Genomic DNA, 21,972 nt, shown 5'->3' on the forward strand with positions numbered 1-21,972 from the left:
CCCGGAGCGTCGGCGCGCCCAACTAGCCCTAACCGGCCGCCGCGAGGACTCCACACGCTCTCCCCGGCGCACAGCCCGGCCCCCCCGCAAGGTCGCGTTCAGTGCGCGATGCCGTCGATCAGCTCCCGCGCACCCTGTCGCAGCAGTGCGACCGCCACCGACGTGCCCAGGGTCGCCGGGTCGAGGCGGCCCGCCCATTCGTGGGCGTTGAGCACCGTCTTGCCGTCGGGGGTGAAGACCCGGGCGCGCAGCGACAGGTCGCCGCTCCGCTCGGACAGCGCGTAACCGGCGATGGGGGAGTTGCAGTGGCCCTGGAGCACATGGAGGAACATCCGCTCGGCCGTCGCCTCGCGGAACGCCGCCGGGTCGCCGAGGCCGCTCACCGCGTCGATCGTGGTCGTGTCGTCCTCGCGGCACTGCAGGGCGAGGATGCCCGCGCCGATCGGCGGGCACATCGTCTCCACCGACAGGATCTCGCTGATGACGTCGGTGCGTTCGATGCGCTCCAGGCCCGAGACGGCCAGCAGCAGCGCGTCCGCGTCGCCGGCCGCCAGCTTCTCCAGGCGGCGGTTGGCGTTGCCTCGCATCGGCACGCACTCCAGGTGCGGGTGCGAGCCGGCGAGCTGGGCGATTCTGCGGACCGACGAGGTGCCCACGCGCGTTCCGGCGGGCAGCTCGTTCAGCGTCAGGCCGTCGGGGTGCACCAGCGCGTCGCGGATGTCGTCGCGCTTGAGGAACGCCGCGAACGTCGTGCCGGCGGGCAGCGGGCGGTCCGCCGGCACGTCCTTGACGCAGTGCACCGCCAGATCGGCCTCTCCCGCGATCAGCGCGGCGTCCACCTCCTTGGTGAACGCGCCCTTCCCGCCCAGCTTGGCGAGATCGCCCATCCAGCGGTCGCCCGAGGTGGTGACGGGGACGACCTCGGTGCGGACGCCGGGGTGGAGCGCGGCGAGCTCGGCGCGTACGCGCTCCACCTGAGCGAGGGCCATGGGCGAGGAGCGGGAGACGATGCGGATCAGTTCAGGGGCGGACATGGCGACCACCATAGAGCGTCCTTCTCGCGGCTCATCTCAAGGGCAGGTCAAGCGAGTTGAGCGGTACTGACGTTCGACATGCGGCCGTCGGATCGAACGCGCGACACGGCGAGGGGCGTGGCGTACGAGGATCACGGCCGGCGCCTGGGTCGCCCCCGGACCGGCCAGGCCTGACGTCCTTGCATGCGCCGCCCGGAGACCGGCCAGGCCCGGTGCGCCTAGGGTCCCCCGGAGACCGGCCCCGCGCCCGCCCGCCGCCCCCCTACCCCCTCCCGATATACGGCATCCTCGTCGCCATCACCGTCGCGAACTGGACGTTCGCCTCCAGCGGCAGCTCCGCCATATGCCGTACCGTCCGCGCCACGTCCCGCGCGTCCATCACCGGCTCCGGCGCCGTCTCCCCGTTCGCCTGGAGGATCCCCGCCTGCATGGTCTGCGTCATCTCGGTCGCCGCGTTGCCGATGTCGATCTGGCCGCACGCGATGCCGTAGGCCCTGCCGTCCAGCGACAGCGACTTCGTCAGGCCCGTCGTCGCGTGCTTCGTCGCCGTGTACGCCGCCGAGTGCGGCCGGGGCACATGCGCGGAGATCGAGCCGTTGTTGATGATCCGGCCGCCCTGCGGCGACTGCTCCTTCATCGCCCGGAACGCCGCCTGCGCGCACAGGAACGTTCCCGTCAGGTTCACGTCCACGACCGCCCGCCAGTCCTCGTAGGACAGGTCCTCGAAGCGCACGCCCTTCGGGCCGAACACGCCCGCGTTGTTGAAGAGCAGGTCCACCCGGCCGTACCGCTCGCGCACCGCGGCGAAGAGCGCGGCGACCTCCTCCGGGTCGGTCACATCCGTCGGAACCGTCAGCATCTGCGCGTCCGTCAGCGACGCGGTCTCCGCCAGCGCCTGGGCCCTGCGGCCCGCCGCCGCGACCGACCAGCCCGCGCCCGCGAGCTCGAGCGCGACGCTCCGGCCGATGCCCGAGCCCGCTCCCGTGACCACCGCGATTCTCGCTCCTGCGTTCATGGACGCGCAGCGTAGTCGCGTATCTGTACCGGGAACTCATCCGACCGCCATCCGGATGTTCTGTACTCGACAACGCAGGGTCGTCGGCCCCCACTCCAATGCGACTGACAACAGCCGTCAGGGGAGGGCCCGATGACACCCGCGACGATCGACCACGCCCGCACGCACGCCTCAGCCCACGCACCCGAGCTCAGAGCGGCCGCCCGGCACATCGGCCGCCGACGCTTCCTCACCAGCGCCGGCGCGGCCGCCGCCCTCGCCTTCGCCGTCGATCTGCCCGGCTCCGCGCACGCCGCCGAGCTGGACTCGAAGAAGATCGCCGAGAACCCCTTCACCCTCGGCGTCGCCTCCGGAGACCCCAAGCCCGACTCCGTCGTGCTCTGGACGCGCCTGGCCACCCGCCCGTACGAGCCCGGCAGCGGAATGCCCCGCGCCAGGTTCACCCTCCGCTGGGAGATCGCCCGCGACGCCCGGTTCGCCCGCGTCGTGCGCCGCGGAACCGTCACCGCCCACCCGGAGCTCGACCACAGCGTCCACCTGGAGCCGGAGGGCCTGGACCCCGACCGGGTCTACTACTTCCGCTTCCGCGCCGGAAACTGGATCAGCCCCGTCGGCCGCACCCGCACCGCCCCCGCCCGCTCCGCCCGCATCCGGGAGCTCAAGCTGGCCGCGGTCTCCTGCCAGGCCTACCACGACGGCTACTTCACCGCGTACCGGCACCTCGCCGACGAGGACCTCGACGTCGTCTTCCACCTCGGCGACTACCTCTACGAGTATCCCGTCAACGCCGTCGGCGGCGCCAGGAACTACACCGACCGGCTGCTGCCCGCCCACTACAACCGCGAGACCGCCACCCTCGAGGACTACCGGCTGCGCTACGGGCTCTACAAGTCCGATCCCGACCTGATGGCCGCGCACGCCGCCCACCCCTTCGTCGTCACGTGGGACGACCACGAGACCGAGAACAACTACGCCGACGACATCCCCGAGAACGACGTCCCGCCGGAGGAGTTCCTGCTGCGCAGGGCCGCCGCCTACCGCGCGTACTGGGAGAACCAGCCGCTGCGCCGGCCGCAGCGGCCCAGCGGTCACGACATGCGCCTCTACCGCCGGCTGCACTTCGGGCGGCTCGCGCAGTTCGACGTCCTCGACACCCGCCAGTACCGCTCCGACCAGGCGTACGGCGACGGCCTGGACATTCCAGGGCCGGAGTCCGAGGACCCCTCGCGCACCATGACGGGCGCGGCCCAGGAGCGCTGGCTGATCGACGGCTGGCACGCGTCGAGGGCCCTGTGGAACGTCGTGCCGCAGCAGGTCACCTTCGCCCAGCGGCTGCTGGACCTCAACCCCGTGGCCAAGGTCAGCATGGACTCCTGGGACGGCTACCCCGCCTCCCGCGACCGGATCCTCGACGGGGCCGAGGCGGCCGGCGTCGAGAACCTGATGGTGCTGACGGGCGACGTCCATGTGGCGTACGCCTTCGACGTCAAGCGCGACTACCGCACGCCCGGCGCGAAGACCGTCGGCACGGAGATCGTGGCGACCTCGATCTCCAGCGGGAAGGACGGCGCGGACAAGCCGTCCAGCTGGGATACGTACACCAAGGCCAACCCGCATCTGAAGTTCTACAACGGCCGCCGCGGCTATGTGAGGGTCGCCCTCGGCGAGGAGCGGGCGCGCGCCGACTTCAGGACGCTCACGCACGTCACCACGCCGGGCTCGGCCATCGTCACCGCCGCCTCCTTCGTCACCGAGGTCGGCGACCAGGGGCTCAAGCCGGCGTGAGCCCCGCGGCCGCCCCGGGGAAGCGGACGCCGACGCGGTCCCGTACCGCGTCGAGCGTCCGCGTCGCCGTGTTCGCGCCACCAGCTCCGCGTCACCGTGTCCGCGTCACAGCGAACCGACAAGAGGTTCGACCACTGCGGACTAGCTGAGGGCAGACGAGCTGAGAGCATAGGCACCGATGCCGAGAACAGGAGACGTCGATGCCGGAGAGCGGCCAGAGCACACCAGGACCGATATCGGGCGCCGACCCGGCGCCCCTACCTCCTTCTGAGACGGCCCCCCAGACCGCGGCCCGCCGCGCCGGCCTCCTGGTCACGCTCGTCCTCGGCGGTCTCACCGCGCTGCCGCCGCTCTCGATGGACATGTACCTCCCGGCTCTGCCCGCGGTCACCGCCTCGCTCGGCTCGCCCGCGGCGACCGTCCAGCTCACGCTCACCGCCTGCCTGGCCGGCATGGCGCTGGGCCAGCTGGTCGTCGGCCCGATGAGCGACCGGTGGGGACGCCGCCGCCCGCTGCTCGTCGGCATGCTCGTGTACGTCGCCGCCACCGCGATCTGCGCCCTCGCCCCCACCATCGAGCTGCTGATCGGCTTCCGGCTGCTCCAGGGGCTGGCCGGCGCGGCCGGCATCGTGATCGCGCGGGCCGTGGTCCGCGATCTGTACGACGGCGTGGAGATGGCCCGTTTCTTCTCCACCCTGATGCTGATCTCCGGAACCGCCCCGATCATCGCGCCGCTCATCGGCGGCCAGGTGCTGCGGATCACCGACTGGCGCGGCGTCTTCCTCGTGCTGACCGGCGTCGGCGTCCTGCTCACACTCGTGGCGGCGAAGTGGCTGCACGAGACGCTGCCCGAGGAGAAGCGGCACAGCGGAGGCGTCGGCCAGGCGCTGCGCACCATGCGCGGACTGCTCTCCGACCGCGTCTTCACCGGCTACACCCTCACCGGCGGCCTCGCCTTCGCCGCTCTCTTCGCGTACATCTCGGCCTCGCCGTTCGTGGTGCAGGAGATCTACGGCGCGTCCCCGCAGACCTTCAGCCTGCTCTTCGGCGTCAACTCCGTCGGCCTGATCGCGGTCGGCCAGATCAACGGCAAGCTGCTCGTGGGCCGGGTCAGCCTGGACAAGGCGCTCGGCTTCGGCCTCACGGTGATCGTGCTGGCGTCGACCGCGCTGCTGCTGATGACGGCGGGCGTCTTCGGGAAGGTGGGGCTGCTCCCCGTCGCGGTCGGCCTCTTCGTGCTGATGTCGGCGATGGGGCTGGCGATGCCCAACACCAACGCCCTGGCCCTGCTGCGCACCCCGCACGCGGCGGGCTCGGCGTCCGCGCTGATCGGCACGTCCGCGTTCCTGATCGGCGCCGTCGCCTCGCCGCTCGTGGGGATCGCGGGGGAGGCGACGGCGGTCCCGATGGCCGTGGTCCAGCTGACGTGCGCGCTGGGAGCGGTGGCGTGCTTCCTGGGGCTGTGCCGCCCGTGGCAGCAGCGCGCGGAGGCGGTCTAGCGGGCCCGGTGCCTGGTGCCGGTCTTGCGGTCCCGGCCCCCGGTGCCCGGCCCCGGTTCGCGCTCCCCGGTCCCGGGAGGTGCGGGGGTCGGCGACTGTCGGGAGCCGGGCCGCGGACGGTCGGCGGGTGTCCCGAGGCGGCCCCGCAGACGCCCGGCGGCGCTCTGATCGTCGGACGTGCCTAGAATTCGGCGGTGAACGTCACCCCCCTCCCCGACGCGGAATCCCTGCGCGGCGCCCTCGCCGGGCTGCTCGACGGGCTGCCGCCGAAGCAGGCGGCGCAGGCCGTCGACCGGCTGATCGCCAACTACCGGGGAGCCACTCCCACCCACGCCCCCGTGCTGCGCGACCGCTCCGACGTCGCCGCGTACGCCGCGTACCGGATGCCCGCGACCTTCGAGGCCGTACGGTCCGCGCTCGCCGGGCTGCGGACGGCGGCCCCCGACTGGTCGCCCGCCACGCACACCGACATCGGCGGCGGTACGGGCGCGGCGAGCTGGGCGGTGGCGGAAGCGTGGCCGTCGGGGGTGCGCACCACGGTCCTGGACTGGGCCCAGCCCGCGCTGGCGCTGGGCCGCGAGCTGGCCGTCGCCTCCCAGTCGCCCGCGCTGCGGGACGTGACATGGCAGCGCGCACGGATCAGCTCGGCGCTCCGAATCGAGAGCAGTGATCTCGTGACGGTCTCGTACGTCCTCAACGAGCTCACCGATCAGGACCGCGCCGCGGTCGTCGCCGAGGCGGCTCGCGCCGCCCAGGCCGTCGTGATCGTCGAGCCCGGCACGCCCGACGGCTACGCCCGTGTCATCGAGGCGCGCGACCGGCTGATCGAGGCGGGCATGCGGGTCGCCGCGCCCTGCCCGCACAGCGCGGACTGCCCGATCGTGCCCGGCACGGACTGGTGCCACTTCGCCGCCCGGGTCGCGCGCTCCTCCCTGCACCGCCAGGTGAAGGGCGGCTCGCTGCCGTACGAGGACGAGAAGTTCAGCTATGTCGCGGCGGTCCGCTTCCCGGCGTCCCCCACGCCCGCCCGGATCACCCGCAAGCCGCAGATCCGCAAGGGCCTGGTCCTGCTCGACCTGTGCACCCAGAAGGAGGGCCTGCGCCGCGACCAGGTCGCCAAACGCCAGGGCGACGTCTACCGCGCGGCCCGGAACGCGTCCTGGGGCGACGAGTGGCCCCCGCCGGCGGACACCGACGACTGAAGGGGACCGTCGCGCCCCGGCGGCGGACACGACGTGGCGGACGCCGACGACTGACGTGACGACTGACGTGGACCGTCGCGGCAGTGCGGCGTGCCCGCCGGACAGCTACGACTGACGCGGACCGTCGCGGCAGGCCCGCGGGCCCGCCGGACGTCGCGGCCGGGCGGGCCCGTCGGACCCGCCCCGCCGCCGCTCCCGAGGGCCGCCGCCCTCAGGGGCGCAGCTCCTGCGTACAGCACTTCACGCTGCCGCCGCCCTTGAGCAGTTCGCCCAGGTCCATGCCGATCGGTTCGAAGCCCCGGCTGCGCAGCGGCTCGAACAGGCCCAGCGCGGCCTGCGGCAGCAGCACATGGCGGCCGTCGCTCACCGCGTTCAGGCCGAGCTGCTCCGCGTCCTGCTCGTCCGCGATCAGTGCGTCGGGGAAGAGCCGGGCCAGCACCGACCGGCTCCCGGGCGAGAAGGCCCCGGGGTAGTACATGATCTCGTCGCCCGCGGTGTCCAGGACGCACAGCGCGGTGTCCAGGTGGTAGTAGCGCGGGTCGACCAGGTCCAGGCCGATGACCGGGCGGCCGAAGAACTCCTGGGCCTCGTCGTGCGAGAGCGGACTGGAGCGGAAGCCCCGGCCGGCCAGCAGATAGGAGGCGGTGACGGCGAAGTCGCCCTCGCCCTCGTTGACGTGCGCGGGCTCGTGGATGTCGGCGAAGCCGTTCGCGCGGAACCAGTCCAGATGGACGCCCGCCTCGCCCGCCCGTTCCCGGTGGGCGAAGCGCGCGCCCAGCACCCGGCCGTCGACGACCGTCGCGCCGTTGGCCGCGAAGACCATGTCGGGCAGTCCGGGCTGGGCGTCGAGGAGCTCGACGGTATGGCCGAGCGCCCGGTAGCGATCGCGCAGGTCCTCCCACTGGGCGAGGGCGAGCGGCAGATCCACGGGCTTGGCCGGGTCCATCCAGGGGTTGATGGAGTACGTGACCTTGAAGTGGGCCGGCGGGCACATCAGATAGCGCCGCGGGGTGGCCTGACGAGGTGTGGGGTGGAGCGAAGCGCCTCGCTGCGGGGCGGCCGGGCGATGGTGTGGCAAATGAGGGCTCCTCACGGACGAGTCGGTCGGCTGCTGCCATGGTCGGGCCTGCGAGCTGATCCGGATGTGGACCGATCGGGTGATTCATCCGCTTTACGAGGCCACATCCCTCGACTTGCGAGGCGACACCCCTCGACGCGCTCGCCCGGGAGGGCGCCGGGGGAGTGCTGGGGGAGCGCCGCGGGAGATTCGGAGACGATACGTCTCGGTTCCCCATTGGTAGATTGACGCCATGACCGACTCCAGGCAGCCCGACTCCACTCGCCGCAGCGAGCGCTCCCGCCGCGCGATCTACGAAGCCGCCCTCGCCCTCGTCGGCGAGATCGGCTACGCCAAGACGACCATCGAGGGCATCGCCGCCCGCGCCGGCGTCGGCAAGCAGACGATCTACCGCTGGTGGCCCTCCAAGGCCGCCGTCCTCCTCGAAGCCTTCCTCGACCTCGCCGAGCAGGCCGCGCAGGGCGAGACCGAGATCCCCGACACCGGCGACCTCGCCGCCGACCTGCGCCTCGTGCTGCGCGCCACCGTCGACGAGATGAACAGCCCCGCCTACGACGCCCCCGCCCGCGCCCTCGCCGCCGAGAGCGTGGTCAGCCCCGAGCTGGCCGGCCAGTTCGTGCACAAGCTCCTCGAGCCCCAGCTCCAGCTGTACGTGAAGCGGCTGCGGGCCGCCCAGGAGACCGGCGAGGTGCGCACCGGCATCGACCTGCGCATCGCCCTGGAGCTGTTCACCGGACCGCTCGCCCACCGCTGGCTGCTGCGCACGCTCCCGCTCACCCACGAGTACGCCGACGAGATCGTCGACTACGCCCTGAACGGCCTCGCCCCCCGCCCGTGACTGCCCCCGCCGGACGGCCGTGATTGCCTCCGGCAGATACCGATGAGTACCCCGGTTGGGGATCGTGGCCACCCGGGGAGCAGGATGGTGGGACCATGGGGAGAGTCCACCTGGGGCGAGCACGAGGTGTGAGGGGATAGATGGGCGACGGTATCGGCCGCTACCGCGGCACGGAGAGCAGAGTGTCCCGGGAGAGCAGGCTGCCCCAGTGGCTGCGCCGGCGCCCCAAGAACACGGACGCCGAGGACTCGCAGCGCGAGGCCCTGCTCCTGGCCGCCGCCGCCGCTGGACTGCCGATCGCACCGGCCGCGCATCCCGTCGGCTTCCGATGCTCCTGTGAGCGCGTCGGCTGTCCCACCCCCGCCAGGCACCCCGTCTCCTTCGCCTGGCAGACGCAGTCCACGACCGACCGCGCCCAGATCCAGCGCTGGGCGAGCGGCCAGCCGCAGGCCAACTTCATCACCGCGACCGGCATGGTCCACGACGTCCTCGACGTCCCCGTGGACGCCGGTCGCAGCGCTCTGGCCCGCCTGCTCGAACAGGGCATCGACGTCGGTCCGGTCGCCGAGTCCGGCGGGGACCGGATGCTCTTCTTCACCGCCACCCGGGGCACCCCGGAGGACGAGGACGAGTGGTGGCCGTGCGAGCTGGACTGCCACCCGGAGACGATGGACGAGCACCCCGGGCTGCGCTGGCACTGCCGCGGCAGCTATGTCCTCGTACCGCCCGCGCGGCTCCCCGACGACCTCGGCGTGAGCTGGGTGCGGGGGCTCGAGCATCCGCTGCCGGATCCGCTGACGCTGCTGGAGACCCTGACGGACGCGTGCGCGCGGTACGCGGGCGACAGCGAGGGCCACGAGGTGGCCTGGCCGCTGCGCCGCTGACAGCCGAGGACGGGAGCCGGGGGGCGGGGCCGGGAACGGTACGCGCCCCGGCGCCCGCGATCCCATCGCCTCGCGCACTGCTCGACGGGCGACCCGTCGCGCCACACGCTGCTCGACGGGCGACCCGCCGCCTCACGAGAATCCCGGCGCCTCCCCGGCTACCCGGCCCGAGCCGAACAGCCGAGCCCCGTACGCCCGACGGCTGCCCGGCCTGAGCCGAGCCCCCCGTACGCCCCATCGCGTACAAGCCGGGCTACGACCCGATCGCCGTGACAGCCCGCGCTACGACCCCGTCGCCGCGGTCAGACCCGTCAGCCGACCCCGTATCTCCACCTGCCCGCTGGCCGGCACCACCGCGGCCTGGCTGGAGACCCGCTCCTTGGTGATCGTGGACTTCACCTCGCCGGTCAGCAGCGCCTTCACATCCGGGTGGACCTTCAGCTTCAGGCCCTTCGCCGCCGTCTGGCGTTCGAAGTTGCGCACGGAGAAGAAGACGAACGCGCTGCCGTCCTGCGTGGCCAGCCCCAGCGGGGCGAAGTCGTCGGTGTCCAGCGGCTGGTCGAGGTGCTGGGTGGAGATGCCCGGAAGGTTCGCTTCCTTCTTGCGGTCGGCCCGCCAGACGGAGGTGTGCGGACCGTCCTTGAAGGTCTCCGGCTTCCCGCTCTGCATATACGAGGCGTAGTCCTCGCTCAGACTCCGCGGCGCCACCGCCAGCGCGGCGCTGTCGGCTGCCACCGGCTCGCCCCAGCCGTCCGCGTCGGTCTTGAACACCGGTATGGCGTCCGGCGCCAGGATCGTCAGATACGCGGCCTTCCACGTCTCGTCGACGCCGCCGCGCACGAAGACCAGCAGCCAGCGGTTGTCCTGCGGGCCACTGTCCACATCGCGGTTGGAGTCGGCGTCGGCCACGAACCAGCGCGGCCAGCCCGCCTTCTTGGGGATCGTGAACTTCGCGTCCGTCAGCTCCAGCGGCACATGGCTCGGGTTGCCGTCGGGGAAGTTCACCTGCCGCGCCTTGAGCCCGGCCTGGTTGATCGCGCCGAGCGCGCCGGTGACGTACGCGGCGTCCAGGGCCGGATCGTAGGCCTTGTCCGCCTTGTTGTACGCGTCGGTGAAGGCCTTCAGGGCCTCGGCGGCCTCATCCTTCTTCGCCGCCGGAACGACTTCCCGCTCCCCGTGAACCGTCACGCACGCGCTCGCCGTCAAGGACAGCACCGCCGTCGCCGCGAGCCCCGTCGCCGCCCGACCCAGCCTTCTCATCGGTTGCCTTCTGATCCTCGACCCCCACTGACCGTCGAAACCCTACCGGGGCCAAGAAGAGTACAAGCGTCGGGACCAGATACAGCGCCCACACCGTGATCTGGAGGTCCGTCGGATTGGGCTGGAAGTTGAAGACGCCCTTGAGCAGCGTGCCGTACCAGCTGTCCGGCGGGATCGTCGTGGAGACGTCGAACGCCTTGTCCGCCAGGCCGCCCAGGAACCGGGCCTCCTGGAGGTCGTGGACTCCGTACGCCAGCACGCCGGCCGCCACGACCACCAGCATCCCGCCGGTCCAGGCGAAGAACCTCGCCAGATCGATCCGCAGGGCCCCTCGGTAGAACAGCCAGCCCAGCAGGATCGCGGTGGCGATGCCCAGCAGCACGCCGAGCAGCGGCTCCTGCGTGCTGTTGGCCTCGTCGGTGGCCGCCCGGACCGAGGCCCACACGAACAGCGCGGTCTCCAGACCCTCGCGGCCCACCGCCAAGAACGCCGTCGCGACCAGCGCGCCCCGGCCCATCTCCAGCGCCGCGTCCAGCTTGCCGTGCAGCTCGGCCCGCAGATGCCGGGCAGTGCGCCGCATCCAGAAGACCATCCAGGTCACCAGGCACACCGCGAGGATCGACAGCGAGCCGCCGAGCAGCTCCTGCGCCTCGAACGTCAGCTCCTGGGAGCCGTATTCGAGCGCGAAGCCGAAGCCGAGCGAGATCGCGACCGCGACCCCGACGCCGATCCAGATCGGGCGCAGCGCGTCGCGCCGCCCCGTCTTCACCAGATACGCGACGAGGATGCAGACGACCAGACTGGCCTCCAGGCCCTCGCGCAGGCCGATCAGATAGTTGCCGAACACGTCGGTCCCTTCCGGTTACGAGAACAGCGCACGGCCCCACCAGTCGTCCTTGTCGCGGACGCCCGGCGGGACGGCGAACAGCGCCGAACCCACGTGCTGGATGTACTCGTTGAGAACGTCGGCGGCCGCCAGCGAACGCTGCACGGGGACGAACCCCTTGTCGACGTCGCGCTGGTACGCCAGGAAGAACAGGCCCGCGTCCAGCCGGCCCAGACCGTCCGTGCCGTCGGTGAAGGAGTAGCCGCGGCGCAGCATCTTCGCCCCGCCGTTGGTGTCGGGGTGCGCGAGGCGCACATGCGCGGTCGGCAGCATCGCCGGCAGGAACGGCTCGTCGCGCTCCGCGGCCTTGCCGACCGGCGCGCCCTCGCCCTTGTCCCGGCCGAAGATGTCCTCCTGCTCCTTGAGCGAGGTGCGGTCCCAGGTCTCGATGTTCATCCGGATCCGGCGGGCCACCAGATACGAGCCGCCGGACAGCCACGCCGGGCCGTCCTTCTCCGACACCCACACATGCTTGTCCAGCTCGGCCGAGTCCGTGCCCGCGATGTTCCGGGTGCCGTCCTTGAAGCCCATCATGTTGCGCGGGGTCTGCGCCTCGGGCGTCGTCGACGAGGTCTTGCCGAAGCCCAGCTGCGACCAGCGCACCACGACCTTGCCGAAGCCGATGCGGGCGAGGTTGCGGATCGCGTGCACCGCGACCTGCGGGTCGTCCGCGCAGGCCTGGACGCACAGATCGCCGCCGCTGCGCGCCGGGTCGAGGTTGTCGCCGGGGAACTTCTCCAGCTCCGCCAGGCCCGCCGGGCGCCTGCCCTCCAGGCCGAAGCGGCCCTTGGCGAAGAGCGAGGGGCCGAAGCCGATCGTGAGCGTCAGCCGGGACGGCTTGAGGCCGAGCGCCTCGCCGGTGTCGTCCGGCGGGGCCTCCTCCAGACCGCCGAACGCGCCCTCGCCGACGGGCCGTCCGGCCGCCATCCGCTCCGCCGCCCGCGTCCAGTCCTTGAGCAGCTGGACCAGCTCGGCCCGGTCCTTCGTCTTCACGTCGAAGGCGGCGAAGTGCAGCCGGTCCTGGACCGCGGTGGCGATGCCGGCCTGATGCGCCCCATGGAAGGGGACGGCCGCGCCGGCCGCCGCGGCGGGCGCGGTCTCCTCGCCGCGGGACAGGGCGACGGCCCCGCCGGCCGCGGCGGCGCCGAGCGCGAGCCCGGCGCCGCCCCAGCCGATCAGCGCGCGGCGGGACGGGGCCCGGCCGCCGGTCTCCTCTGACATCGTGGCCCCTCTTACTTGACGACCGCGGCGGCCAGCTTGGAGAGCGGCTCGGCGAGCGCGTTGACGCCGTCCGAGAGCTCCTTGCGCTCCGGCTTGCCGACCTTCTCGTACGACGTGAACTCGTACGAGCTGGTGTCCTTGCGGTACTTGTCGAGCAGCGTGTTGATCGCCGCGAACTGCTTGTCCAGCTCGGCGACCAGCTTGGGGTCGTTCTTCACGGCGACCGGCTTCAGCAGCTCGAACGCCTTCTGCGCGCCCTCGACGTTCGCCTTGAAGTCGACCAGGTCGGTGTGGCTGTACCGCTCCTCCTCGCCGGTGACCTTGCCGGTGGCGACCTCGTCGAGGAGCTCCTTGGCGCCGTTGGCGATGAACGTCGGGGTGATCTCCGCGGCGCCGACCTTCTTCTGCCATACGGCCAGGTCGGCCATGAGGGTGTCGGCGAGCTTCGCCTCCGCGGCGCCCAGCTTCTTGTCCTGCCACAGCGCCTTCTCCAGGCGGTGCCAGCCGGTCCACTCCTGGCCCTTCTCCAGGCCGTCCTCGCGCAGGTCGACCTTCGGGTCGATGTCGCCGAAGGACTCGGCGACCGGCTCGGTGCGCTCCCAGCCGATACGGGAGTCGGCGTACGCCTTCTTGGCCGCCTCGATGTCGCCCGCCTTCACGGCGTCCGCGAAGACCTTGGCCTTCGGCAGCGTCTCGTCGGCCTGCGCCTGGACGTACTTGCGGAAGGCGGCGACGGCCGCGTCCTGCTCCGGGCTGCGCTTGACGGCCTTGCCGTCGCCGGTGGCCGTGACCTTCTGCCGGATGCCGTCGCCCTTCATGCCGGGCTTGCAGGCGATCTCGTACGAGCCGGCCTTCACCTCGGCGGTGAGCTTCTGCTTGGTGCCGGGGCCGATGTTCTCGCGCTCGGAGACGATGCGGTCGTCGGGGAAGAGGATGTAGACCTCGGTGACCTTGGAGCCCTTGTTCTCGATCGCCAGCTCGACGTGGCCGGCGGGGAACTCCTTCTTGGACACCTCGCAGGCGTCGTCCTTGGCGACGACCTGGACCGACCCGTCGCCCTTGGCGTCGCTCTTCTGCGTGCAGCCCGTGACGGCGGCCAGAGCCGTGGCGAGGACGGCGACGGTGACGGCTGAGGATCTGGCGGGTTGCATACGGGCTCCACAAGGGCTTGAGTTACGGGGCTGAGCGGTGGTGAGGCGGACCTAACTTAACTGAGGCTTACCTGATGGGCGCCTGCCCGTCCAGTGATCCCGCTCTCACCTCCGGGCCCCGGATACGGGCGGATCACGGCGTGGTCAAAGGCGGGTCAAAGTGTTCTCAGGGGGAGGACAAGAGGGGCGCCGGTACGGGGGTGCGCGAGCACCTCGACCGGCTGGCGGTAGACGGCGCCGAGCAGTTCGCCGTCGAAGACCTCGGCGGGCGGGCCCTCCGCGGCGACGCGCCCGCCGTGCAGGACGGCGACCCTGTCCGCGTACGCCGCGGCGAGGCCGAGGTCGTGCAGGACGACCACGACGGCGTCCCCGGCGGCGGCGCGCGCACGGCAGACGCGGAGCACCAGCTCCTGGTGGCGCAGATCGAGCGCGGCGGTCGGCTCGTCGAGCAGCAGGAGCGGGGCGCGCTGGGCGAGCACGCGGGCGAGGGCGACCCGGGCGCGCTCGCCGCCGGAGAGCGCGGAGAAGGGCCGGGCGGCGAACTCGGACACCTCGGTGGCGGCCATGGCCTCGGCGACGGCGATGTCGTCCTCGTCCTCGGCCGCGGTGCCGGCCCACGGCGCCCGGCCCATCCGTACGACGTCGGCCACGGGGAAGGGGAAGGACAGCGCGGCGGACTGGGGCAGCACGGCCCGGCGCAGGGCCAGTTCGGGCGCCGACCAGTCGGCGGCGGGCCGCCCGGCGACGCGCACCTCGCCCCGCGCGGCGGGCAGGTCGACGGCCAGGGCGGCGAGGAGGGTCGACTTGCCGGCGCCGTTGGGCCCGACGAGGGCGAGGACCTCGCCGGCGCGGGCGGCGACGTCGATGCCGGCGAGGACGGTACGGGCGCCCAGGCGGACATGGAGGCCGAGCGTCTCGGCGAGCGCGTCGCCGGGCTCCGGCCGGGCGGGCAGCTCCCGCTCGCGTACGGCGAACAGGCTCCGTACGGCGGACAGGCTCCGCAGCGCCGACATGCTCCGCGCCGCCGACCGGCTCCGTACGGCCCTCATGCCCAACCACCTTGCTTGCGACGGGTCCTGCGCAGCAGCCAGAAGAAGAACGGGCTGCCGAACAGGGCGGTGAGCACGCCCAGGGGCAGCTCGGCGGGATCGGCGACGGTCCGGGCGGCGAGGTCGCCGGCGACCAGGACGAGCGCGCCGGCCACGGCGCTGCCCGGGACGAGGAAGCGGTGGCCGGAGCCGTTCGCCATGCGCAGCAGGTGCGGGACGAGCAGCCCGACGAAGAAGATGATCCCCGCGACGGCCACGGCGGCGGCGGTGAGCAGCGCGACGACCAGGACGAGCACGATCCGCAGCCGCTCCACGTCCACGCCGAGGTGCCGGGCGGGCCGTTCGCCGAGGGCGAGGAGGTCGAGCTTGCGCGAGTAGAGCGGAGCGACGATCAGCCCGACGACGGCGCAGGGGAGCACGGCGAGGACCTTGGGCCAGGTCGCCTGGGAGAGCGAGCCGAGCTGCCAGAAGGTGATCTGGGTGATCTGCGCGTTGTCGGCGAAGAAGATGAAGAGCCCGATGAGGGCGCCCGCGAACGCGTTGACGGCGATGCCGGTGAGGATGAGGGTGACGACCTCGGTCCGTCCGCCCGAGCGGGACACGGCGTACACGAGCAGCACGGTCGCCAGCCCGGAGACGAAGGCGCACACGGTCACGGTCCAGTTCCCGAGGAAGCTGAGCCCCAGCGCGATGGCGCCGACCGCGCCGACGGCGGCGCCCGACGAGATGCCGATGACCCCGGGCTCGGCGAGCGGATTGCCGAACACGCCCTGCATGAGCGCCCCCGCGCACCCGAGGGACGCGCCGACGAGCAGCGCGAGGACGACGCGGGGCAGCCGGACGTTCCACAGGACGCTCTCCCCGACCCGGTCCAGCGGGGCCCCGCCGAGGCCGAGCCGGTGCTGGACGGAGGCGAGGACGTCGCCGAGGGGGATCTCGTACGCCCCGAGCCCGACGGACACGAGGGAGAGCCCCAGCAGCGCCACGACGAGCCCGAGCCCGAGGAGGGGGGCGTGACTGCGGGGGGCCTTGGGGCGGTCGGGGGCTTCCGGGGCGGCGGACGCGTCCGTCGGGGCGGCGGGCTTGGGCGCGACCTGGGCGTCGTCGGGCGAGCTGCCGCTGGACGGGGAGGGCTTCGTCCCGCCCGTGTCGGGGTCGTGGGGTCCGGAGGTCGTGGCCGCTTCCAGCGCGGCCGTCTTCGGCGCGACCCGCGCCACCCCCGCATCCGCCGGCGAACCGTCCCCGGGCGCAGAGGGCTTCGGCCCGCCCGTGCGCGAGGCGTGGGGCGCGGGGGATCCCTCGGTCTCCTCGGCTGAGGTCGCCATCCGCTACTTTCCGTTCGCGTAGAGCTGTGCGACCAGGGACTTCAGCACCTGGTCGGTCCGCGGGCCGTAGTTCAGCAGGACGCCGTCGTCGATCGACACGACCCTGCGGTCCATCCCCGCCGGGGTCTGCGCGACCCCCGGGATCTCCACCAGGCCGTCCAGACCGCCCACGGACTCAAGGCCCTTGCGCATCACCAGGATCGCGTCCGGCGCCGCCTTCGCCAGCGCCTCGCTCGTGATCGGGGTGAAGTCCTTCGTCAGGCCGGACTCCTTGCCCGCGTCCACCGCGCCCGCCGCCTCGAGCAGGGACGGCGCCCCCGACTCGCTGCCGCCGAGCAGATAGACCGCCGCCGAGCCGCGCAGATAGAGGAAGGCCACCCGGGGCTTCTTCCCCTCGTCCGCGGGCGGCGGGATCTCCTTCTGCACGGCCGCGATCCGTGCCTGCGTACGCTTCTTCAGCTCCTCGCCCGCCGCCTTCACGCCCAGCGCCGCCGACACCGCGTCGATGCGCCTGTCCACGTCGGCCAGGCTCTTGGCCGGTTCCACGACGACCAGGGGGATGCCCGCGTCGCGGATCTGGGCGACGGCCTCCGCGGGGCCCGTCGAGGTGTCGGCGAGGACGACCGTCGGCTTGAGCGAGAGCACGCTCTCCGCCGAGACGTCGTGCGCACGGGTCACCACCGGCAGATCCGAGGCCTGTTCGAAGGTCGCCGTGATGTCGCGGGCGACGACCCGCTCGCCGAGGCCGAGCGTGAAGACGATCTCGTTCAGCGATCCGGTCAGCGGCACGATCCGGTCGGTCGACGAGACCGTGACCTGCTTCCCGTCCGCCGAGGCGACCGTGACCGGCAGCGTGGACTCGGGGGCGGCGGCCAGCGGCTCGACCCGGTCGGCGGCGGACGACGCGGTCGCCTTGGGCTTGCCTGGGCCGGTGTCCGTGCCCCCACAGCCCGTCGCCGTCAGGGCGAGGGCGAGGAGTGTGATCACCGCACTCGCCATGCGAGGTGTGCGCACCGGAGGCACCGTCCCGTCGATCGTCGTCTGTGGTCGTCCATCGGCCGTGGCCCGCCGTCGTCGCCCCCTGGTCGTCTTCTGCCGTGCGGTGCAACGCACTTGAGAAGCAACGCACTTGAGACTTCTGTGACCGGAGGGCTTCCGAGTCGGACTGGAGATAGCTTAGGTTAGCCTTACCTTGCTGGCCAGACCCTCGGAGGGGTTCCCATGTCGTCGTCCAGACCGGACCGCGTGTTCCCCGTGGCGCTGCTCGTGGCGCTGCTGGGCGCCCTGCTGCCGGCCGGCGTCGCTCACGCGGCGAGCGCACCGGTGCAGGGCGGCAGACTCGACTGGGGTATCAAATCGTCTTTTCAGAGCTATGTCACCGGGCCCATCGCCAACGGCGGTTGGAGCCTGACCGGCGGGGCGGCCACCGTCGGCGGCAGCCAGTTCCGCTTCCACTCCGCCAAGGGCTCGTACGACCCTGACAGCGGCGCCTTCCAGTCCGGGTTCTCCGGCGGCGTCCACTTCACCGGCCACCGCAAGCCCGACGGCTCCCACGAGCTCGACCTGGCCATCAGTCGCCCCACCGTCAAGATCTCCGGCGGCCGCGGCTCCGTCTACGTCGACATCGTCAGCAAGGCCAGGTCCACCGGCAAGGTCACCACTTCCTCCCAGGTGCCCTTCGCCGCCCTCGATCTCTCCGGCGTCGACATGAGGGGCGGCTCGAGTCCGGTCGCCCTCAACGGCGTCCCCGCGACCCTCACCTCCCAGGGCGCCCGCGCCTTCGCCGGCTACTACACCGCCGGCACCCCGCTCGACCCGGTCAGCCTCAGCGTCGACGTGGCGGCCGCCGCGCCCGAGAAGCCCTCGCCCGCCCCGTCGGCCGAGGAGAAGGACGACGAGAAGGACGAGGACGGTAAGAAGGGCGACAAGCCGCGGGCCGAGGGCGCGTTCACGGACGCCGCCGTCGACTGGGGCGTCCGCCGCACCTTCCGCGAGTACGTCACCGGCGCCATCGCCAAGGGGAAGTGGACCCTCTCCGACGGCGCCCAGGACGGCGGCGCGCTGTTCCGCTTCCCGAAGGGCAAGGGCTCGTACGACGCCGAGAAGCAGACCCTGGACGCCGACTTCGCCGGCACGGTCCGCTTCACCGGCGCCCATCTCGATCTGAGCCTCGCCAAGGTCGCCGCCGAGGTGAAGGACGGCAAGGGCACGCTGTTCGCCGACGTCGTCAGCGAGGGCAGGACCGAAGAGGCCGTCCCCCTGATCGCCTTCGAGGCGAAGGACTTCGCGCCCAAGGACGGCCTCGCCAGGATCACCGAGGCCCCCGCGACCCTCACCGAGGGCGGCGCCAAGGCCTTCGGCGGGATGTACAAGGCGGGCACGGCCATGGACCCGGTCTCGCTCGCCGTCGCCGTCGACGAGAAGGCGAAGCTGCCCGCCCTGCCCGACCTGGGCAGCGACGCCGCGCCGTCCGCCCAGCCGGGGGCCGACTCCCAGACCAAGAACCAGAAAGCCGGCTCCGCGGCCGCTCCCGCCGCGTCCGGCTCCGGCGCCCACACGGGCGCCTACATCGCCGTCGGCGCGGGAGTGCTCGCCGCCGCGGCCATCGCCCTGTACGTCGTCCGGCGCCGCCGTACGACCACCCAGAACTGAGGAGAGAACTCGGACATGCCAGCCACCCGCCGCCCCATAGCACTCGCCGCCGCGGTCGCCACCGCCACCGCTCTCGGCGCCACCGCGTTCGCGCTCCCCGCGCTCGCGGCCGACAAAGCCCCCGCGGCAGGCGCTCCCGCAGCCGGCGCGCCGGCCGCCGGCCCGACGGTGGAGCTGAAGGACGGCACACTGGAGTGGGGCTTCAAGGAGTCCTTCCGCAAGTACGTGACCGGCATGGCGGCGGGCAAGATCGAGGTCGCCGACGGCGCGAAGCAGGCCGCGAACAACGGCCCGTTCACCTTCACCGACGGCAAGGGCACGTACGACACGGCAAAGAAGGGCACCGACACCGCCTTCAAGGGCAGCGTCCTGTTCTCCTCCAAGATCCACGCCTTCGACATCAAGCTCGCCGACGTGAAGGTCGTGACCGAGGGCAAGGGCGGAGCCATCCAGGCCGACGTCACCCTCAACGGCGCGACCCAGAACGACATCGCCGTCGCCCAGCTCGACCTGACGAACGTGCCCCCGGGGCAGGGGCCGGGCGGCGCGATGGTCTTCAAGGACATCCCGACCAAGCTCACCGCGGACGGCGCGAAGGCGTTCAACGGCATGTACAAGGAGGGCGACGCGCTCGACGCGGCCACCCTCACGGTGACGCCCGTCAGCGACGGGCAGCCGTCCCCCAAGCCCACCCCGTCGGCCACGGCCACGGCGCCGTCGCCCGGCCCGACCGCCACCGCGCCCACGCAAGCGCCGACGGCCACTCCGTCGCCGACGGCGAGCACGACGGGGAGGCCGGGCCCCGAGGAGGGCGCGATCGTCGACGGCAACCTCGACTGGGGCGTGAAGAAGTCCTTCCGCAGCTACGTCACCGGGCCCATCGCCCACGGCAAGGTGGAGCTGAGCGGCGGCGCGGCGAACTCGGCCGCCGGCTACCGCTTCCCCAAGGGCAAGGGCTCCTTCGACGCGGACGAGAAGTCCCTGGCCGCCTCCTTCGACGGCGGCGTCCGCTTCCTGGGCCACAAGACCGGCGACGAGTACCTCATGGACCTGTCGCTGAGCGGCTTCGAGGTCGAGGCGAAGGGCGCGAAGGGCACGCTGGTCGCCGACGTGTCCACCAAGGACAAGAAGACGCAGAAGGTCTCCGTCTACGAGAACCTGGGCATCGCGACCCTGACCCTCCCGGCGGGCGGCCCGAAGGCCGTGGGCGACGTGGTCACGCTGTCGGGCGTCCCGGCGGAGCTGACCGCGGACGGCGAGAAGGCGTTCGGCGGGATGTACAAGAAGGGCGAGAAGCTGGACGCGCTCACGGTCTCGGTCGCGCTGGACGAGGACGCGCAACTGCCCGGCGACCAGACCCCGGCCCCCGGCGGCGACTCCGCGGGCTCCACGGGCGGCGACTCGGGCGGCACCGGCGGCACGGCCGGCGGCTCGACGGGCGGCACGGTCGGCGGCGGCTCCGGCGGCTCCGTCGGCGGATCGGGCGCGCTGGCCACCACCGGCGCCACGGTCCCGACCGCCGCGCTGCTGTCCGCGGCCGGCGTCGCGGCGGCGGCCGGCGCGGGCGTGGTCTTCGCGATCCGGCGCCGTGAGGCCGCCCGTTCCTGACCTCGTCCTCCTCGTACCCCGCTGTTTCTCCAGGGCCGTACCGCAGCCGCGGTACGGCCCTGCTTGAATGCGGGGGTGAACGAGAACAAGGCCCTCGAGGTACTGAGCGTCTTCTGCGGCGCCGACGGGCGGCACGGCAACGCCCTCGGCGTCGTACGCGACCCCCGCGCCTACCCCGACCAGGCGTCCCGCCAGGCGCTCGCCGCCGAACTCGGCTTCAGCGAGACCGTGTTCGTCGACGACCCCGAGCGCGGCGTCGTCGACATCTACACCCCGGGACTGCGGCTGCCCTTCGCCGGGCACCCGCTCGTCGGCGCGGCGTGGCTGCTCGACGTGGAGGCCGTGAACCCGCCGGCGGGCGAGGTGTGGGCACGCCAGGACGGGGAGTTCACCTGGATCACCGCGCGCGCCGAGTGGGCGCCGCCGCGGGAGCTGCGGCAGTACGCGTCCTCGGCCGAGGTCGACGCGCTGCCCGCGCCGCCGCCCGGCGAGGGCTGGCTCTACGCCTGGGCCTGGGAGGACGAGGCCGCGGGCCGGGTGCGCGCCCGTGCCTTCCCGCGCAGGGACGACGGGATCGTCGAGGACGAGGCGACGGGCGCCGCGGCGCTGCTGCTCACCGACCTGCTCGGCCGGGCGCTGAACATCCGGCAGGGCCGGGGGTCGCAGATCCTGACGGCACCCGGCCCCCACGGCGAGATCGAGATCGGGGGCCGCGTACGCTTCGCGGCCCCCGTCCGGTCTGTCCCGCTCGCCGCTACGCGCTGAGCGGGAATTCCGCGCCCAGCTGCCGGAAGACCGCGCTGTTGAAGTCGAAGGCGCGCTTGCACTCGTCGACGATCCGCTGCTTCTCCAGGTCGTCGGCGTTCACGGCGTCCAGCAGCTCGCGGTAGCCCCGCTTGAAGGCGGCGGGGTTGGCGATCCGCTCGAAGACGTAGAACCGCACGCCGTCGCCCTTGCGCGCGAAGCCCCAGGTCTTCTCGGCCTTGTCGCGGATGATCTGGCCGCCGGAGAGGTCGCCGAGATACCGGGTGTAGTGGTGCGCCACATACCCCGCGGGCCAGCCGCGGGCGCACTCGGCGACCCGCTCGGCGTAGGCGAGGGTGGCGGGCAGCGGGAGGAGCCCCTCACGCCAGTCGGGACCCCGCAGATGCGCGAGGTCGCGCTCCAGCTCGGCGGTGCGCATCAGCTCGGGCTGGATGAAGGGTCCGGCGACCGGGTCGTCCTGGAGCCGCTCGGCGGCCTCCTCCAGCGCCCGGTACACGAACCACAGCTGCTCGGTGTAGCGGGCGTACGCGTCCACGCCCAGCCGGCCGCCCAGCAGGTCGCTCATGAAGCTGGAGGTCTCCGCCTGGGTGTGCTGCTCGTGCGAGGCGACGCGGATGAGCGTGGAGAACGGCGTAGCGGTGACGCTGGCGTCCAAGGCGGCCTCCAGGGAGGAGTCGGTGGTGGCGGTTGCCACCACCGATCTTTCTACTTAGGCTTACC

19 protein-coding genes are annotated in these 21,972 nt (G+C 72.6%); 8 read left to right on the forward strand and 11 right to left on the reverse strand.

Annotation, left to right across the window (positions count from 1 at the left end; translation table 11 throughout):
* Positions 1-98: 98 nt before the first annotated feature.
* A complete protein-coding gene (gene hemC, locus AB0M39_RS03185; protein ID WP_365359541.1) occupies positions 99-1,034 on the reverse strand; it encodes a hydroxymethylbilane synthase in 936 nt (311 codons plus the stop codon).
* A gap of 262 nt (positions 1,035-1,296) precedes the next feature.
* The gene (locus AB0M39_RS03190) at positions 1,297-2,049 is read right to left on the reverse strand and encodes an SDR family oxidoreductase (protein ID WP_365359543.1); all 753 of its coding nucleotides are present in this window, start codon (positions 2,047-2,049) and stop codon (positions 1,297-1,299) included.
* Between the two features lie 132 nt (positions 2,050-2,181).
* Between AB0M39_RS03190 and AB0M39_RS03195 the strand changes: the two genes are divergently transcribed.
* The 3 genes from AB0M39_RS03195 to AB0M39_RS03205 all read left to right on the forward strand — a co-directional run bounded on the left by AB0M39_RS03195 (position 2,182) and on the right by AB0M39_RS03205 (position 6,535).
* The gene (locus AB0M39_RS03195) at positions 2,182-3,834 is read left to right on the forward strand and encodes an alkaline phosphatase D family protein (protein WP_365359545.1); all 1,653 of its coding nucleotides are present in this window, start codon (positions 2,182-2,184) and stop codon (positions 3,832-3,834) included.
* Positions 3,835-4,034: 200 nt separating this feature from the next.
* Positions 4,035-5,333 carry a multidrug effflux MFS transporter gene (locus AB0M39_RS03200; RefSeq protein ID WP_365359547.1) on the forward strand — a complete coding sequence of 433 codons (1,299 nt, stop codon included), beginning with the start codon at positions 4,035-4,037 and terminating at the stop codon, positions 5,331-5,333.
* A 194-nt stretch (positions 5,334-5,527) separates the two neighbouring features.
* Positions 5,528-6,535: a small ribosomal subunit Rsm22 family protein gene (locus AB0M39_RS03205; protein WP_365359549.1), complete on the forward strand. Its 1,008-nt coding sequence runs from the start codon at positions 5,528-5,530 to the stop codon at positions 6,533-6,535.
* Between the two features lie 211 nt (positions 6,536-6,746).
* Here AB0M39_RS03205 and ddaH read toward each other — a convergent pair whose 3' ends face one another.
* Positions 6,747-7,613, reverse strand: a complete 867-nt coding sequence (gene ddaH / locus AB0M39_RS03210; RefSeq protein ID WP_365359551.1) for a dimethylargininase — start codon at positions 7,611-7,613, stop codon at positions 6,747-6,749.
* Positions 7,614-7,845: 232 nt separating this feature from the next.
* Here ddaH and AB0M39_RS03215 point away from each other — a divergent pair, with 232 nt between their 5' ends.
* Positions 7,846-8,451: a TetR/AcrR family transcriptional regulator gene (locus tag AB0M39_RS03215; protein WP_365359553.1), complete on the forward strand. Its 606-nt coding sequence runs from the start codon at positions 7,846-7,848 to the stop codon at positions 8,449-8,451.
* 140 nt (positions 8,452-8,591) lie between these two features.
* On the forward strand, positions 8,592-9,335 hold the full coding sequence (locus AB0M39_RS03220) for a bifunctional DNA primase/polymerase (protein ID WP_365359555.1): 744 nt from the start codon (positions 8,592-8,594) through the stop codon (positions 9,333-9,335).
* A gap of 282 nt (positions 9,336-9,617) precedes the next feature.
* On the opposite strand, the gene AB0M39_RS03225 is transcribed toward AB0M39_RS03220, so the two are convergent.
* The 7 genes from AB0M39_RS03225 to AB0M39_RS03255 form a co-directional block, all read right to left on the reverse strand.
* On the reverse strand, positions 9,618-10,523 hold the full coding sequence (locus AB0M39_RS03225; protein WP_365359556.1) for a hypothetical protein: 906 nt from the start codon (positions 10,521-10,523) through the stop codon (positions 9,618-9,620).
* Complete coding sequence (gene efeU, locus AB0M39_RS03230) at positions 10,474-11,442, reverse strand: iron uptake transporter permease EfeU (RefSeq protein WP_365359558.1); 969 nt, start codon at positions 11,440-11,442, stop codon at positions 10,474-10,476. The genes AB0M39_RS03225 and efeU overlap by 50 nt, the downstream gene beginning before the upstream one ends.
* A gap of 15 nt (positions 11,443-11,457) precedes the next feature.
* On the reverse strand, positions 11,458-12,702 hold the full coding sequence (gene efeB / locus AB0M39_RS03235; RefSeq protein ID WP_365359560.1) for an iron uptake transporter deferrochelatase/peroxidase subunit: 1,245 nt from the start codon (positions 12,700-12,702) through the stop codon (positions 11,458-11,460).
* An 11-nt stretch (positions 12,703-12,713) separates the two neighbouring features.
* Entirely contained in the window at positions 12,714-13,853 is a 1,140-nt protein-coding gene (efeO, locus tag AB0M39_RS03240) for an iron uptake system protein EfeO (protein WP_365359562.1), read from the reverse strand.
* Positions 13,854-14,008: 155 nt separating this feature from the next.
* Complete coding sequence (locus AB0M39_RS03245) at positions 14,009-14,848, reverse strand: heme ABC transporter ATP-binding protein (RefSeq protein WP_365359767.1); 840 nt, start codon at positions 14,846-14,848, stop codon at positions 14,009-14,011.
* Positions 14,849-14,898: 50 nt separating this feature from the next.
* Complete coding sequence (locus AB0M39_RS03250) at positions 14,899-16,227, reverse strand: iron chelate uptake ABC transporter family permease subunit (protein WP_365359564.1); 1,329 nt, start codon at positions 16,225-16,227, stop codon at positions 14,899-14,901.
* 3 nt (positions 16,228-16,230) lie between these two features.
* On the reverse strand, positions 16,231-17,226 hold the full coding sequence (locus AB0M39_RS03255; RefSeq protein ID WP_365359769.1) for an ABC transporter substrate-binding protein: 996 nt from the start codon (positions 17,224-17,226) through the stop codon (positions 16,231-16,233).
* Between the two features lie 222 nt (positions 17,227-17,448).
* Between AB0M39_RS03255 and AB0M39_RS03260 the strand changes: the two genes are divergently transcribed.
* The 3 genes from AB0M39_RS03260 to AB0M39_RS03270 all read left to right on the forward strand — a co-directional run bounded on the left by AB0M39_RS03260 (position 17,449) and on the right by AB0M39_RS03270 (position 21,252).
* Positions 17,449-18,879: an HtaA domain-containing protein gene (locus AB0M39_RS03260; protein ID WP_365359566.1), complete on the forward strand. Its 1,431-nt coding sequence runs from the start codon at positions 17,449-17,451 to the stop codon at positions 18,877-18,879.
* Between the two features lie 15 nt (positions 18,880-18,894).
* Complete coding sequence (locus AB0M39_RS03265; RefSeq protein ID WP_365359568.1) at positions 18,895-20,487, forward strand: HtaA domain-containing protein; 1,593 nt, start codon at positions 18,895-18,897, stop codon at positions 20,485-20,487.
* 75 nt (positions 20,488-20,562) lie between these two features.
* Entirely contained in the window at positions 20,563-21,252 is a 690-nt protein-coding gene (locus AB0M39_RS03270; protein WP_365359570.1) for a PhzF family phenazine biosynthesis protein, read from the forward strand.
* On the opposite strand, the gene AB0M39_RS03275 is transcribed toward AB0M39_RS03270, so the two are convergent.
* Entirely contained in the window at positions 21,242-21,907 is a 666-nt protein-coding gene (locus AB0M39_RS03275; protein WP_365359771.1) for a biliverdin-producing heme oxygenase, read from the reverse strand. The two genes, AB0M39_RS03270 and AB0M39_RS03275, sit on opposite strands and share 11 nt — an antisense overlap.
* Between the last annotated feature and the right edge of the window lie 65 nt (positions 21,908-21,972).

This window comes from Streptomyces sp. NPDC051907 (assembly GCF_040681075.1).
Classification (GTDB): Bacteria; Actinomycetota; Actinomycetes; order Streptomycetales; family Streptomycetaceae; genus Streptomyces.